Annotated in this window: 13 protein-coding genes; 9 read left to right on the top strand and 4 right to left on the bottom strand. The window is 71.3% G+C overall.

Annotated features, from left to right (window positions below; translation table 11 throughout):
- Window positions 1-3 precede the first annotated feature (3 nt).
- Window positions 4-1,329, top strand: a complete 1,326-nt coding sequence (locus tag ABZ385_RS00875) for a glutamate-1-semialdehyde 2,1-aminomutase (RefSeq protein ID WP_358908914.1) — start codon at window positions 4-6, stop codon at window positions 1,327-1,329.
- 154 nt (window positions 1,330-1,483) lie between these two features.
- Here the strand turns inward: ABZ385_RS00875 and ABZ385_RS00870 are convergent, their stop codons facing one another.
- On the bottom strand, window positions 1,484-2,182 hold the full coding sequence (locus ABZ385_RS00870) for a phosphatase PAP2 family protein (RefSeq protein WP_358909291.1): 699 nt from the start codon (window positions 2,180-2,182) through the stop codon (window positions 1,484-1,486).
- A 170-nt stretch (window positions 2,183-2,352) separates the two neighbouring features.
- Complete coding sequence (locus ABZ385_RS00865; RefSeq protein ID WP_358577650.1) at window positions 2,353-2,925, bottom strand: helix-turn-helix domain-containing protein; 573 nt, start codon at window positions 2,923-2,925, stop codon at window positions 2,353-2,355.
- Window positions 2,926-3,001: 76 nt separating this feature from the next.
- Here ABZ385_RS00865 and ABZ385_RS00860 point away from each other — a divergent pair, with 76 nt between their 5' ends.
- Entirely contained in the window at window positions 3,002-3,736 is a 735-nt protein-coding gene (locus ABZ385_RS00860; protein ID WP_358577652.1) for a hypothetical protein, read from the top strand.
- A gap of 139 nt (window positions 3,737-3,875) precedes the next feature.
- On the opposite strand, the gene ABZ385_RS00855 is transcribed toward ABZ385_RS00860, so the two are convergent.
- Together ABZ385_RS00855 and ABZ385_RS00850 are read right to left on the bottom strand one after the other, a co-directional pair.
- Window positions 3,876-4,802, bottom strand: coding sequence for a cation diffusion facilitator family transporter (locus ABZ385_RS00855; protein WP_358577654.1), 927 nt, complete (start codon window positions 4,800-4,802; stop codon window positions 3,876-3,878).
- Between the two features lie 57 nt (window positions 4,803-4,859).
- Window positions 4,860-5,951, bottom strand: a complete 1,092-nt coding sequence (locus tag ABZ385_RS00850) for a mechanosensitive ion channel family protein (RefSeq protein ID WP_358577656.1) — start codon at window positions 5,949-5,951, stop codon at window positions 4,860-4,862.
- Between the two features lie 370 nt (window positions 5,952-6,321).
- Between ABZ385_RS00850 and ABZ385_RS00845 the strand changes: the two genes are divergently transcribed.
- The 7 genes from ABZ385_RS00845 to ABZ385_RS00815 all read left to right on the top strand — a co-directional run bounded on the left by ABZ385_RS00845 (window position 6,322) and on the right by ABZ385_RS00815 (window position 14,210).
- Window positions 6,322-7,455, top strand: a complete 1,134-nt coding sequence (locus ABZ385_RS00845) for an amidinotransferase (RefSeq protein ID WP_358908913.1) — start codon at window positions 6,322-6,324, stop codon at window positions 7,453-7,455.
- Window positions 7,456-7,507: 52 nt separating this feature from the next.
- Window positions 7,508-8,764 (top strand): sugar ABC transporter substrate-binding protein, encoded by a 1,257-nt coding sequence (locus ABZ385_RS00840; protein ID WP_358908911.1) that lies wholly within the window; start codon window positions 7,508-7,510, stop codon window positions 8,762-8,764.
- Entirely contained in the window at window positions 8,761-9,705 is a 945-nt protein-coding gene (locus ABZ385_RS00835; protein ID WP_358908909.1) for a sugar ABC transporter permease, read from the top strand. The genes ABZ385_RS00840 and ABZ385_RS00835 overlap by 4 nt, the downstream gene beginning before the upstream one ends.
- Window positions 9,698-10,537, top strand: coding sequence for a carbohydrate ABC transporter permease (locus ABZ385_RS00830; RefSeq protein ID WP_358908907.1), 840 nt, complete (start codon window positions 9,698-9,700; stop codon window positions 10,535-10,537). The genes ABZ385_RS00835 and ABZ385_RS00830 overlap by 8 nt, the downstream gene beginning before the upstream one ends.
- Window positions 10,538-10,642: 105 nt before the next feature.
- Window positions 10,643-11,692 carry an aldo/keto reductase gene (locus ABZ385_RS00825; RefSeq protein WP_358908906.1) on the top strand — a complete coding sequence of 350 codons (1,050 nt, stop codon included), beginning with the start codon at window positions 10,643-10,645 and terminating at the stop codon, window positions 11,690-11,692.
- A gap of 169 nt (window positions 11,693-11,861) precedes the next feature.
- Window positions 11,862-13,208, top strand: coding sequence for a radical SAM protein (locus tag ABZ385_RS00820; protein WP_358577671.1), 1,347 nt, complete (start codon window positions 11,862-11,864; stop codon window positions 13,206-13,208).
- Window positions 13,209-13,481: 273 nt separating this feature from the next.
- Window positions 13,482-14,210: an SDR family oxidoreductase gene (locus ABZ385_RS00815; RefSeq protein WP_358908904.1), complete on the top strand. Its 729-nt coding sequence runs from the start codon at window positions 13,482-13,484 to the stop codon at window positions 14,208-14,210.
- Window positions 14,211-14,261: the final 51 nt, after the last annotated feature.

Raw genomic sequence — 14,261 nt, 5'->3', positions numbered from 1 at the left:
GGCGTGGAGAACGAACAGTTGGACCTGCCCCGGTCGCGAGAGGCGAACGAGCGGCTGCACGCCCTGATCCCCGGCGGCGCGCACACCTACGCCAAGGGCGACGACCAGTACCCCGAGGACCTCGCCCCCGTCATCAGCCACGGCCACGGCGCCCACGTGTGGGACGTCGACGGCAACCGCTACGTCGAATACGGCTCCGGCCTGCGGTCGGTCAGCCTCGGGCACGCCCACCCGCGGGTGCTGGAGGCGGTGCGGCGGGAGCTGGACCGCGGCAGCAACTTCGTGCGGCCGTCCATCGTGGAGGTCGAGGCCGCGGAACGCTTCCTGGCCACCGTGCCGACCGCCGAGATGGTGAAGTTCGCGAAGAACGGCTCCGACGCCACCACCGCCGCCGTCCGCCTCGCCCGCGCCGTCACCGGGCGCTCCCGGGTGGCCGTCTGCGCCGACCATCCGTTCTTCTCCGTGGACGACTGGTTCATCGGCACCACGCCGATGTCCGCCGGGATCCCGGCGGCGACCACCGACCTCACCCTGGGCTTCCCGTACGGGGATCTGGCCGCCACCGACGAACTGCTCACCCGGCACGAGGGCGAGGTCGCCTGCCTGATCCTGGAACCCGCCACCCACACCGAGCCCCCGCCGGGGTACCTCGCCGGGCTGCGCGAGCTGGCCGACCGCCACGGCTGCGTCCTGGTCTTCGACGAGATGATCACCGGCCTGCGCTGGTCCGAGGCGGGCGCCCAGGGCCTGTACGGCGTCGTCCCCGACCTCTCCACGTTCGGCAAGGCGCTGGGCAACGGGTTCGCCGTCTCCGCGCTGGCCGGGCGCCGCGACCTCATGGAGCGGGGCGGGCTGCGGGGAGCGGGGGACCGGGTGTTCCTGCTGTCCACCACGCACGGCGCGGAGACGCACTCCCTGGCGGCCGCGATGGCCGTGCTCACCACCTATGTGGAGGAGGGCGTCACCGCGCGGCTGCACGCACTCGGCGAGCGGCTGGCCGCCGGGGTGCGCGACGCGACGGCCGCCATGGGCGTCGGGGACCACCTCGTCGTGCGGGGGCGGGCCAGCAACCTGGTCTTCGCCACCCTCGACGAGAGCGGCCGGCCGTCGCAGCGGTACCGCACCCTGTTCCTGCGGCACCTTCTCGCGGGCGGGGTGCTCGCGCCGTCGTTCGTGGTGAGCAGCGCGCTGGACGACGCCGACATCGACCACACCGTCGAGGTGGTCGCCCAGGCGTGTGCGGTGTACCGGAAGGCGCTGGACGCCGGGGACCCCACTCCGTGGCTGGCGGGCCGGCCGGTGAAGCCGGTGTTCCGGCGCGAGGCGTGAGGTGCCGGGGGCCGGGGCCGGGGGCGGGGTGTCAGGGCGCCGGGGGTGCCGGGGTGGCCGGGGGTGCCGGGGTGCTGGAGTGACGGGGCGCCGGGGCGCCGTGGTGCGGGGCGCCGGAGTGGGGGAGTGCGGGAGTGTGGGAGTGCGGGCGAGGCTACGGCCGCCCGGCGTCGGCCATCCGGTCGTCCGCCGGGTCGCTTCTGCGGTCCGCCATCCGGTCGCTCGCCCGGTCGACCAGCCACGCGGCGGCCGGGGTCACCGCCAGCGCGGTGCAGCAGCCGCCGAGGGTGTCGGTCGGGTAGTGCGCGCCCAGGGCCACCTGCGCCCAGCCCATGGCGCCGCCGGCGACCAGCGCCGGCAGGAGCACGAGCGAGGCGCCACGCCTTCCGCCGTGGCCGAGCCGGCCGGTCGCGAGCAGCGCCAGTGCGAGGGCGAGCGCGGTGAGGAAGGCGGTGTGCCCGCTCGGGTAGGACAGGCTTCCGTCGTGGACGGTGCGGCCGACCAGGGGTTTGAGCAGGGTCGTCGTCCCCACGGTCAGACCGGGGCCGACGGCGACGAGGACGGCCGCGCGGGGCCACCGGAGCAGCAGGCAGCACAGCACGGCGCCCAGGACGAGCACCGCCGCTCCGACGGGTTCCCCCAGGAAGTCCGTGGCCCCGGCGACGTGCCGCCACGGCGGACGCACACTGTCCGCCGTCGGCTCGACGAGCCACCGGTCCACCCGGCCGGGCTCGCTGTGGCCGGCGTACATCGCCCCGAGCCCGACGACCGCCAATGCGGCGAGAGCGGCGACCAGTCCGAGCCACGCGCGCAACGAGGGCGGCAGCACCGGGGCCACCGGCCGGCCGGTCACCGGCCCACCGCGCCCGGTCGCTTCCGGCCCCGCTCCGACCAGGCGTTCCAACGCGAGCCCCCTGTCGTGTACTTCACGCACCCTCAGGAATGTCACCCTAACCTGCCCGGGAGCACGCCCGGGGGCGCCTCCATCAGGCTGGCCGCCGTCTGCCTCCCTCACTCAGACGGTCAGTCGGCAGGCAGGCCGAACCAGCGCAGGAGCACGGGCCGTGCGTCGGCGGGGGCGTCCTCGGGACCTCGGGCATAGCGCGCGAGCAGGGCCAGATAGTCGTCGTGGAACGCGTCCAGCTCAGCCTTCGTGAGGTGGCTGAGGCTGCGTGACCCCCGCATCCAGCCCTCGGACTCCGCCTGTCCGGAGGTGAACTGCCGGGCGAGCTCGACGTCCTCCTCCATCCGCATCCGGTCCAGCTCGGCCGACATGGCGCGCTCGGCCTCCGTCAGCTCGCCCTGCGGCGGTCTGCGGATGTCGAGCCCGCGGACCCCGCGCCACCAGCGCTCCCGTCCGGTGGAGCGCTCGGGGATGTCCTCGATGAGGCCGCTGCGCTCCAGCATGCGCAGGTGGTAGCTGAGCGTCCCGGTGTTCTCGCCGAGGGCGGCGGCCAGGGTGGTCGAGGTGGCCGGGCCCGCCGTACCGAGGTGGCGCAGGATGCGCAGCCGCAGGGGATGCGAGAGGGCCTTCAGTGCCGCGGGGCTGTCGACCGTGCGCCGTGTCGCGGCGTCCGCTCTCCGCTCTTTCGTCATGCGAGCAGTCTAACGCGAGGACAGAGATTTCTCTGCAGACCTTCCTCTGCAGAGAAATCTCTGCAATGCTGGGTGCATGACCTCGAACCGAATGACCTCGCATCGCGTGTTCCGCCGTATCGCAAGCGCTGCCGCGGGGGCTCTGCTTGCCGGGTTTGTCCTGGGTGCCACACCCGCTCAGGCGGCCGAACGGACGGCGGCGCTGCCCGGGTTCGACTTCTCCGCCTGCCCGGCCGCCGATGAGCTGCCCGCCGGCGCGGACCCCGGCACCTGGCGCTGCGAGGTCATGCACGCCACGGGACATCTGCGCATGGGCGCCGTCGACGAGCCGCTCACCGAGCCCATGAAGATCACCTTCGCGGAGGGCCGGGTGGACGGTGAATTCCGTCAGATCTTCGGCGCGATGACCGCTCCGTCCATCCGGGCGGGAGGCACCCCGTTGACCTTGACCCCACGGTATGGGGGCTACTCGGACTTCCTGTCCGACGAGACCCGGCGCGGCGAGTTCGACCTCACGTTCGCCATCGGCGCGGCGCACGGGCCACAGGCTCGGCCGTCGTCGCGCTGCTCGGTGGGCAGCGCGGAGGAGGCGGTCCACCTGGTGCTCAAGGACACCCGCCCCACCCGGGTGATATCGAAGGACCCCCTGGTCGTCTCCTTCGCCACCCAGGACGCGGAGTTCGCCGCCCCGGGCACCAGTGGGTGCGGCGTCCTGAGCCACGCGCTCGACCGGGCCCTTGGCCTGCCGTCCGCAGCGGGGAGGAACGCCTTCGCCATGGATGTCACGGTGGCCATCCGGTCCTACACGTGAGTCCTACACATGAGTTCTGCACATGAGTCGCCATCCGGTCGGCAAGGGCGCACTGGGGCCACTGCCCGACGCCGGTCCGTGCTCGCCCCGTGCTCGCCCCGTGCCGTCCCGACGACGGCGTACGTCTCCGGAAGGCGGTTCACAGATGCAGCGCCTCTTCCTCCTCGGTGTGCCCCTCCGGCTCCAGCTGGAGCGTCGAGTGCGCCACGTCGAAGTGGCCGGCGACGCACCGCTGGAGGCGGGTGAGGAGTGGTCCGTACCCGTTCGCCAGGGCGGTGTCCGTGACGACCACATGGGCGGTGAGGAGGGGCATCCCCGAGGTGACGGTCCAGCCGTGGAGGTCGTGCACGGCGACGACACCAGGCTCCGCCAGCAGATGGCGCCGCACCTCGCCGAGGTCGACGTCCTGCGGGGTCGCCTCCAGGAGGACGTGGACGGAGTCCCTCAGCAGGCCGTACGCGCGCGGCACGATCAGCAGCCCGATGACGATCGAGGCGATGGGGTCGGCGGCCTGCCACCCCGTGAGCCAGATGACCAGGCCGCCCGCGATCACCGCGAGCGAGCCGAGCGCGTCCCCCAGCACCTCCAGATAGGCGCCGCGCAGATTCAGGCTCTTCTCCTTGGCGTCGCGCAGCAGCCACAGGCCCACCAGATTGGCGAGGAGCCCGCCGACCGCGACCGCGAACATCAGGCCGCCCTCGACCTCCACCGGTTCGCTGAACCGGCCGACCGCCGACCACAGGACCCACCCGAAGACGACGACGAGGAGCAGCGCGTTCAGGGCCGCCGAGAAGATCTCCACCCGGTAGAACCCGAAGGTGCGGCGCGGTGTGGGGGCGCGCTGGGCGAGGGTGATGGCGCCGAGGGCGAGAGCGACGCCGACCGCGTCGGTCAGGCTGTGCGCGGCGTCGGCGAGGAGCGCGAGACTGCCGGACAGGAGGGCGCCGACCACCTGGATGACGGTGATCGAGGCGCTGATGCCGATGGTCCACAGCAGCCGGCCGCGGTACGTCCCGCTGAGCGTGCCGCCCGTCGCCGCGGCGGACGGGCCGTGGTCGTGCCCCATGCCGAGGAGTGGATCACGGGGTCGCGCGGCCCGCCACCGAGCGGTCCGCCGGTCGGCTCAGCGCACGCGGGGCGGCATGGAGAGGTCCCGCTGCTGCGGGATGCCGAGGGGTGGCGGCAGTTCGCCCTGCTGGACGGTGATGGCGCGGGCGGGAGCGGGGACCCTGATGCCCTCGGCGCGGTAGCGCTGGTGCAGGCGCTTGATGAACTCGTGCTTGATCCGGTACTGGTCGCTGAACTCGCCGACGCCGAGGATCACCGTGAAGCTGATCCGCGAGTCCCCGAACGTGTGGAAGCGGACGGCCGCCTCGTGGTCGGGGACGGCGCCCGTGATGTCCTTCATGACCTCGTCCACGACCTCGGTCGTGACGCGCTCGACGTGCTCGAGGTCGCTGTCGTAGGCGACCCCGACCTGCACCGTGATGGACAGTTCCTGCTCGGGGCGGCTGAAGTTGGTCATGTTGGTGCTCGCCAGCTTGGCGTTCGGGATGATCACGAGGTTGTTGGAGAGCTGCCGCACCGTCGTGTTGCGCCAGTTGATGTCGACCACGTAGCCCTCCTCGCCGCTGCTCAGCTGGATGTAGTCACCGGGCTGCACGGTCTTCGCCGCGAGGATGTGGACGCCCGCGAAGAGGTTGGCGAGGGTGTCCTGGAGCGCGAGGGCGACCGCGAGGCCGCCCACCCCGAGGGCGGTGAGCAGGGGCGCGATGGAGATCCCGAGGGTCTGCAGGACGACGAGGAAGCCCATCGCCAGCACGACGACCCGGGTGATGTTCACGAAGATGGTGGCGGAGCCCGCCACCCCGGAGCGGGACTGGGCGAGGGCCCCGACGAGGCCGGTGACGATCCGGGCCGCCGTCAGCGTCGCCGCCAGGATGAGCAGCGCGGTCAGCACCATGGTGACGTTGCGTCCGGTGCGCGGGGTGAGCGGCAGGGCGCCCGCCGCGGCGGCGAGCCCGGCGGTGATGGCCGCGCAGGGCACCAGGGTGCGCAGGGCGTCGACGATGACGTCGTCGCCGCTCCAGCGCGTCCGGCTGGCCCGTTCGCCGAGCCAGCGCAGCAGGGCGCGCAGCAGCAGCCCGGCCGCGACGCCGGCGGCCACCGCGATCCCGGCCATGATCCAGTCGTGCGGTGTGAGCGCTCGGGTCATCGCGTCGCTCCCGTCGTGCGGGGCGAGTGCGCCTGTGTGCGGCGTATGTGATGTGTCGTCACCTTGTGTTACCTGCTCAGGTTCCGGGGGCTCGGTCACGCCGGAACGAAAGGTCCGGCCCGGCGCGGACGTCATCCTGCCCCATCCGTGGCCGGCGGGTGCGCCTGCCCCCACCTGGAGCTTCACGTTCAAGCCAGGTCTGTCGACCGGTCGGTGGCCTCCTGGTGTCGCGTGTGGCGGCGGCATGGATTTCGCGGATGCTGGTACTCGACGCGCCGGGGAACCTCCGAGCGCCCGGCACCGCGCCGGGCGGCGGGAACTCCTCCGAGTCGAGCGCGGCCCCGGTCCCTGCGAGCGGAAGCGGTTGAGGATGACGGTGGTGGACAGGCCCGGAAGCACGGCCGGGGAGCAGACCCGCGAGCCGCTCGTCTCGCCGGTCGCCTCGCACAACGAGTTGGATCCGCTGGAGGAGGTGATCGTCGGCCGTCTCGACGGCGCGACCATCCCCTCCAGCCATCCGGTCGTGGCATGCAACATCCCGCCCTGGGCGGCGCGGCTCCAGGGGCTCGCCGCCGGCTTCGCGTATCCGCGCCGGCTCATCGAACCGGCCCAGCGGGAGCTCGACCAGTTCATCGCCCTCCTGCGGTCCCTCGGTGTCACCGTCACCCGTCCGGACGCGGTCGACCACAAGCGGCGCTTCGCCACCCCCGACTGGTCCTCGCGCGGATTCTGCAACACCTGTCCGCGCGACGGCCTGCTCGTCGTCGGCGACGAGATCATCGAGACCCCGATGGCGTGGCCGTGCCGGTATTTCGAGACACATTCCTACCGCGCGCTCCTCAAGGACTACTTTCGGCGCGGCGCGCGCTGGACGTCGGCGCCGAAACCCCAGCTCACCGACGCGCTGTACGAGAAGGACTTCCGCCCGCCGCGCGCCGGCGAGCCCATGCGCTACCTCCTCACCGAGTTCGAGCCGGTGTTCGACGCGGCGGATTTCATGCGCGCGGGCCGCGACCTGTTCGTGACGCGGAGCAACGTCACCAATCAGCTGGGCATCGAATGGCTGCGCCGCCGCCTCGGCCCGGCGTACCGCGTCCACGAGATCGAGAGCCGCTGCCGTACGCCCATGCACATCGACACCACCTTCGTCCTGCTCGCGCCGGGGAAGGTGCTGGTCAACCCCGAGTACATCGACGTCGACCGGCTGCCCGACGTGCTCCGCTCCTGGGACGTCCTGATCGCCCCCGAGCCCGACCCGATCGACGGACGCCTGCTCACGATGACCTCGCTGTGCGGCAAATGGCTGAGCATGAACGTGCTGATGATCGACGAGAAGCGGGTCATCGCGGACCGGCACCACACCGGCATGCTGCGCGCCCTCGAACAGTGGGGGTTCGAACCGATCCCCTGCGACCTGCTCCACTACGCGCCGTTCGGCGGCTCGTTCCACTGCGCCACCCTGGACGTACGGCGCCGGGGCACGCTGGAGTCGTACTTCGACTGACCGGCCGCCGCGGACGCCCGCGCCGGCGACTTCTCGGGAGGCGAGGGCGCGTATGCGCAGAAGGACACTGCTCGGCGGGGCGCTGGCCGCCCCGGTGCTCGCCGGCTGCTCCGGCGGGGGCGACGGCGCGGACGGCGGGGGCGGGACCACACTGTCGTACGGCATGTGGGACCCGGCACAGGCGCCGGGCATGCGGGAGATCATCGCCGCCTTCGAAAGACGGCACCCCCGGATATCCGTGCGGATCGCCCTCACGCCCTGGGCGAGCTACTGGACGACCCTCAAGACGTCGATGCGCGGCGGCACCGCCCCCGACGTCTTTTGGATGAACGCCGTCAACTTCCAGCTGTACGCGGCGGGCGGCGTCCTCGAACCGCTCTCCGGCCACATCGCGGCCGACGCCACCCCCGTGGACCGCCACCCGGACTCCCTGGTGCGCCTCTACGCCCACCACGGCACGCAGTACGGCATTCCCAAGGACTTCGACACCATCGGCCTCTGGTACAACAAGGCGCTCTTCGACAAGGCGGGCATCAAGTACCCCGACGCCGACTGGACGTGGGACGACGTGCGTGCGGCGGCGGCCGAACTCACCGATCCGCGGCGGCGCGTACACGGTTTCGCCGCCGAGATGGACCGGCAGACGAAGATCTATCCGGCCGTCTGCGGCGCCGGCGGTCACATCCTGAAGGACGGCCGCTCCGGCTTCGCCGACGAGCGGTCCATCGAGGGCCTCCGCTTCCTCACCGACATGATCGACCGGGGCTGGTCGCCGCCGCAGAGCGCGATGGTCGAGTCCGTCGGCCGGGTCCGCTTCTGGTCGGAGAAGGTCGCCATGAACTACGACCTGTCCGCGATGGCCGGACAGATGTACGCCGTGCTCGCGCTCCGGGACCACGGCGGCATAGCCGTCCTGCCCAAGGGGCGCCGCAGGGCCACCATCATCCACGGCCTCGCGAACGTCATCTCCGCCAAGAGCCGCAAGAAGGAGGCCGCCTGGAAACTCGTGCACTTCATGGCGGGGCGCGAGGCGGCACAGATCCAGGCGAAGGCGGGCGTCACCATCTCCAGCCACGAGGGGACACAGGACGCCTGGCTCGCATCGATGCCCGAATTCGACCTCAAGCACTTCATCGACATGCAGAAGTACGCCGTCCCCTACCCCAGCTCCGAGAACACCGCCGTCTGGGAGAACCTCCAATACCCGCTCCTCGGCGCCGCGTTCAGCGGCAAGGGCGGAATCGAGAGCGCCGCCCGCACCCTGGGCGAACACATGGACCGGGCCCTGAAGGAGGAACGCGCCTCATGAGCGTCTTTCCCGCCACGGCGGCCTCGAAGGCGGCCCACCGCGGCGCCACCGCGTCCGGCGCGCGCCCCACCCCACGCGGTCAGCGCGCCGCCTATCTCTTCATCGCGCCGCTCGGACTCGGCTTCACCGTCTTCTACTTCTGGCCCCTGCTCCAGACCTTCTACTTCAGCTTCACCGAATTCGGGACGTTCGGCGGACACACCTTCATCGGCGCCGACAACTACGTCCGCGTCGTGAAGGACGTCACCGTCTGGCAGGCACTCGGCAACACGCTCCTCTACAGCGTCATCGGCCTCACCGCCCTGCCGATCGCGATCGTGGTCGCGTCCCTGCTGAACCGGCGCGGCCTGCGCGGCGTCGCCCTCTACCGCGCCCTGTACTTCGTGCCGTTCGTGACGCTTCCCGTCGCCGTCGGACTCGTCTGGAACTGGCTCTACAACGGCGACTTCGGGCTGCTCAACGACCTCCTCGGCCGCTTCGGCGCCGACCGGCACTACTGGGTGTCCGACCCCTCCACGGCCGTCTACGCCATCGGCGCGGTGATGGTCTGGTCGACCACCGGCTACTACCTGATCATCTTTATGGCGGGCATCAAGGGAATCCCGCGCGACTACTACGAGGCCGCCGAACTCGACGGGGCCGGGCCACTGCGCCGGTTCTTCACCATCACGCTGCCCCTGCTCAGCCCGACCATCTTCTTCGCCTCCGTCATCTGCATGATCAATTCACTGCAGACCTTCGACCTGATCTACATCATGATGGCCGAGAAGAACCCCGCGATCGGCGACACCCAATCCATCGTGGGCCTCTTCTACAAGTGGGCGTTCATCGAGAACGCGCAAGGAGCCGCGGCCGCGCTCGCCTTCCTGCTGATGCTGCTCATCGCCGGCCTGACCTGTCTGCAGTTCCGGCTCCAGAGGCGGTGGGTGCACTATGCCTGACACCCCGACACGAAGGCGCCGCGCCGGATCCGTCGCCACGCACGCCGTCCTGTCCCTGGGCGCGCTCGTGATGGTCTTCCCCTTCCTCTGGCAGCTCCTCACCGCGCTGAAGACCCTCGCCGAAACCTCCCGGGTGCCACCCACGTTTCTGCCCGACCACTGGAACCGGACGAGCTTCCAAGAGGTGTTCACCGCGCTGCCGTTCCGCGAGATGCTCACCAACAGCGTGCTCAACACCCTCGGCCGCACCCTCGGCCAGCTGGTGTTCTGCTCGCTCGCCGGCTACGCCTTCGCCCGCATGCGCTTTTGGGGCCGCGACGTCCTGTTCGGGCTGTTCCTGTCCGTCCTGATGGTCCCCGGCTCGCTGCTCGTCCTCCCGCAGTACGACATCGTCCAGCGGCTCGGCCTGCTCAACTCCGCGCCCGCGCTGTTCCTGCCCGGCATGTTCAGCGCCTTCGGCACCTTCATGCTGCGCCAGTTCTTCCTCACGCTGCCCACGGAACTGGAGGAGGCCGCCCGCATCGACGGCGCGGGCCCCTTCCGCATCTTCTGGTCCGTCATGCTGCCGCTGATCAGGCCCGCCCTCGCCGCGCTCGCCGTCATCACCGCCATGTGGTCCTGGAACGACCTGCTGTGGCCCCTGGTCGTCAACACCGATCCGCAGAAAATGCCGATCAGCGCCGGACTGACCTCCTTGGAGGGCCAGTACGAGACCAACTACCCGGTGATGATGGCCGGTTCACTCATCGCGAGCCTGCCGATGCTGCTCGTCTACGTCTTCCTCCAGCGGCACTTCGTCCAGAGCGTCGCCCTGTCCGGCTCCAAGAGCTGAGCCGCCCCGCCGAAGGTCCGTACTCGCCCTGGGGACTTGCCTTGGAGCGGACTCCAGGTCGTAGGGTCCAGCGCAGCCAAGAGGGCGACGACGAAGGAGAAGCGCATGCGCCACCGCGTTCTGGGCGGGACAGGCATCGAGGTCAGCCCCTACTGCCTCGGCACCATGATGTTCGGGGCCGTCGGCAACGCCGATCACGACGACTGCGTACGGATCGTCCACGCCGCGCTGGACGAGGGCATCAACTTCGTCGACACCGCCGACATGTACTCGGCCGGGGAGTCGGAGACGATCGTCGGCAAGGCGCTCAAGGGCCGGCGCGACGACGTCGTGCTCTCGACCAAGTTCCACTTCCCGATGGGGGAGGGCCCCAACCAGGGCGGCAACTCACGGCGCTGGATCGTGCGGGCCGTGGAGGACAGCCTGCGACGGCTCGGGACGGACTGGATCGACCTCTACCAGGTGCACCGGCCGGACCCCGCCACCGACATCGAGGAGACGCTCTCCGCCCTGACCGACCTGGTGCGCCAAGGCAAGATCAGAGCGTTCGGCTGCTCCACCTTCCCCGCGGAGGAGATCGTCGAGGCGTACCACGTGGCCGACCGCCGCGGCCTCCAGAGGTTCCGCACCGAGCAGCCCCCGTACTCACTGCTGGCCCGGGGCATCGAGAAGCACGTGCTGCCGGTGGCGCAGCGGCTGGGCATGGGAGTGCTCACCTGGAGCCCCCTGGCGTCGGGATTCCTGACCGGCCGCTACCGCAAGGGGCAGGCCCTCGACCTGAGCAGCGGACGCCCGACCCTGCACCCGGGCCGCTTCGATCCGGCGGCACCGCTCACCGCGGCGAAGCTGGAGGCCGTCGAGCGGCTCGTCGCCGTGGCCGAGGAGGTGGGCTGCTCCCTGCCGGAGCTGGCGACCGCCTTCCCGCTCGCCCACCCGGCCGTCACCTCGGTGATCATCGGCCCGCGCACCATGGAGCAGCTGCGCGCCACCCTCAAGGGCGCGTCCGTGGCCCTGGACGACGCCGCCCTCGACCGGATCGACGAGATCGTGCCGCCCGGCACGGACGTGTACCCGCCGGACGGTGTCTGGGCCCCCCGGTCCCTGACCACCCCGGCGCTCCGCCGGCGCCCGGCGGATTCCCGGCCGGCGGCCTGACGCGCGGCCCGACCCGCGGCACAGTCTCGTACGGGCGGGAGGGCATACCGTCCAAAGCCTAGACCCGGGGCGGACGCGGCCCGCGACCGGAGCCGGATCCGCGAAGGGCCGGGCGGGTATTAGCGTGGACGGGGACAGATCGACGACAAGGATCCGAGGTGCCCGGCCCATGCCAAGCCGCAGCGAGAGCCGTACTCAGCTCATCGAGTCACTCATGGAGCGGTTCCCGCACGTGCCGCGGGAGGCCGTGATCAAGGAGGACCTGCTGCGCGGCGGCATCGCCTTCGACGAGTCCGCCCTCAGCGACAACGAAGGCGGCGAGGTCAAGCCGAAGTCGTACTTCATCTTCTCCTTCGACCACGGCACCCTCCCCGAGCTGGGCGCCGCCGCGCTGCGCCGCCCGCCCGAGGAGATCGTCCTGACCGGCGGCCCCTACGAGCTGCGCCGCACCGTCGTGTCGGTGCGCGTGAACCCGGCCTCGCCCTACCGGGTCGCCGCCGACGACCACGGCGTGCTCGGCCTCTACCTCGACGGCGTGCGCATCTCCGACGTCGGCCTGCCGCCCATGCCGGACTACTACCGGCACACGCTGGAGAACGGCAAGTCCGTCATGGAGGTGGCGCCCACCATCCAGTGGGGCTACCTCATCTATCTGACGGTCTTCCGGGTCTGCCAGTACTTCGGCGCCAAGGAGGAGTGCCAGTACTGTGACATCAACCACAACTGGCGCCAGCACAAGGCGGCGGGCCGCCCCTACACGGGCGTCAAGCCGGTGGAGGAGGTCCTGGAGGCCCTCGCCATCATCGACAAGTACGACACCAACAAGTCCTCCACCGCGTACACGCTGACCGGGGGCGCCATCACCTCGCAGATCGGCGGCAAGGACGAGGCGGACTTCTACGGGCAGTACGCCAAGGCCATCGAGGAGCGCTTCCCCGGCCGCTGGATCGGCAAGGTCGTCGCGCAGGCCCTGCCCAAGGCGGACGTGCAGCGCTTCCACGACTACGGCGTGCGGATCTACCACCCCAACTACGAGGTGTGGGACCCCTACCTCTTCGAGCGGTACTGCCCCGGCAAGGAGCGCTACGTCGGCCGCGACGAGTGGCACCGGCGCATCCTGGACTCCGCGGAGGTCTTCGGGCCGCGCAACGTGATCCCGAACTTCGTCGCCGGCGTGGAGATGGCCGAGCCGTTCGGCTTCAAGACGGTCGACGAGGCGATCGACTCCACCGTCGAGGGCCTGCAGTACTTCATGTCGCGGGGTATCACGCCGCGGTTCACCACGTGGTGTCCGGAGCCGACGACGCCGCTCGGCAAGGCGAATCCTCAGGGGGCGCCGTTGGAGTACCACGTGCGGCTTCTTGAGGCGTACCGGGCGACGATGGAGGCCAACGGGCTCTCCTCGCCGCCCGGGTACGGGCCGGCCGGGCCCGGCAACGCGGTCTTCTCCGTCAGCTCCTTCATGGACAGCCTCCCCGCGGACCAGGCGGCCCCCGAAGACACCCTCGCTCCCTAAAGCGTTCGGCGCCCCGAACCCCGGCCCTGACCGCCGCTTCGCGGCGATATCTCCCACCCACCCACCCGTTTGCCCCGCGTCGAGCAGCTAGGACCAAGACTTGGGGTCCCCCGAAGAATCCGACGCGGAGCAACGGGTGGGTGGGTGGGAAAACACCGCCGCGAAGCGGCGCCCAGACCCCGCCCCACCACCTTGGCGGACCCACGGTCCGCAACCCCCCGCCGCTCGCAGCAAACCGCGGCGCCAGTAACCCACCCCCCGACCGGAGGTCCCATGCAGAGCCCCGTAACCGTCATAACCGGCGGCAGCCGCGGCATCGGCGCCGCCATCGGCGGCCGCCTCGCCGAGGACGGGCACGACGTCGTCATCGGATACCGCTCGGACGCCGCCGCCGCCCGGAAAACCGCCGAGGCACTCCGCACGGCCGGACGCCGCTGCCTGACCGTACGCGTCGACACCGCCGACGAGGGCGACGTCGACCGCCTCTTCGACGCCGCCGCCGAGCTCGGCCCCGTCACGGGGCTGGTCAACAACGCGGGGGTCAGCGGCCCCGTCGGCCCCCTCGCGGAGGCCGACGCCGAGGGGATGCGCCGCGCGCTGGAGGTGAACGTACTCGGCTATCTGCTCTGCGCCCGGCGCGCGGTGCGGGACCTGAAGGCGCACGGCGGCGGTGCGATCGTGAACATCTCCTCCGCCGCCGCGACCCTCGGCTCGCCGGGGGAGTACGTCCACTACGCCGCCGCGAAGGGCGCCGTCGACACCATGACGGTCGGCCTGGCCAAGGAGGTCGCCGCGGACGGCATCCGCGTCAACGCCGTCGCCCCCGGTGTCATCTGGACCGACTTCCACGCCGACCCGGAGCGCCCCGCGAAGCTCGCCCCGGGCATCCCGATGGGCCGCTCGGGGCAGCCCGCGGAGGTCGCCGCGGCCGTCTCGTGGCTGCTCTCGGCCGACGCCTCGTACACGACCGGCACGATCCTGCGCGTCGCCGGCGGCCGCTGACCCGCCCCGCGGCGCGAGCCCCGGCCACGGGAACCACGCCGGGCAGGGCGC

Source organism: Streptomyces sp. NPDC005898 (genome assembly GCF_040629635.1).
Lineage (GTDB): Bacteria > Actinomycetota > Actinomycetes > Streptomycetales > Streptomycetaceae > Streptomyces.
The sequence above is the reverse complement of the archived record's forward strand: the minus strand, read 5'-3'. Positions and strand labels throughout refer to the sequence as shown.

Excerpts from the sequence above, each read along its gene's own strand:
- ABZ385_RS00825 (WP_358908906.1), top strand. The coding sequence starts at position 10,643 with ATGCGCCACCGCGTTCTGGGCGGGACAGGCATCGAGGTCAGCCCCTAC.
- ABZ385_RS00850 (WP_358577656.1), bottom strand. The coding sequence starts at position 5,951 with ATGACCCGAGCGCTCACACCGCACGACTGGATCATGGCCGGGATCGCG.
- ABZ385_RS00855 (WP_358577654.1), bottom strand. The coding sequence starts at position 4,802 with ATGGGGCACGACCACGGCCCGTCCGCCGCGGCGACGGGCGGCACGCTC.
- ABZ385_RS00865 (WP_358577650.1), bottom strand. The coding sequence starts at position 2,925 with ATGACGAAAGAGCGGAGAGCGGACGCCGCGACACGGCGCACGGTCGAC.
- ABZ385_RS00835 (WP_358908909.1), top strand. The coding sequence starts at position 8,761 with ATGAGCGTCTTTCCCGCCACGGCGGCCTCGAAGGCGGCCCACCGCGGC.
- ABZ385_RS00830 (WP_358908907.1), top strand. The coding sequence starts at position 9,698 with ATGCCTGACACCCCGACACGAAGGCGCCGCGCCGGATCCGTCGCCACG.
- ABZ385_RS00815 (WP_358908904.1), top strand. The coding sequence starts at position 13,482 with ATGCAGAGCCCCGTAACCGTCATAACCGGCGGCAGCCGCGGCATCGGC.
- ABZ385_RS00840 (WP_358908911.1), top strand. The coding sequence starts at position 7,508 with ATGCGCAGAAGGACACTGCTCGGCGGGGCGCTGGCCGCCCCGGTGCTC.
- ABZ385_RS00820 (WP_358577671.1), top strand. The coding sequence starts at position 11,862 with ATGCCAAGCCGCAGCGAGAGCCGTACTCAGCTCATCGAGTCACTCATG.
- ABZ385_RS00845 (WP_358908913.1), top strand. The coding sequence starts at position 6,322 with ATGACGGTGGTGGACAGGCCCGGAAGCACGGCCGGGGAGCAGACCCGC.
- ABZ385_RS00860 (WP_358577652.1), top strand. The coding sequence starts at position 3,002 with ATGACCTCGAACCGAATGACCTCGCATCGCGTGTTCCGCCGTATCGCA.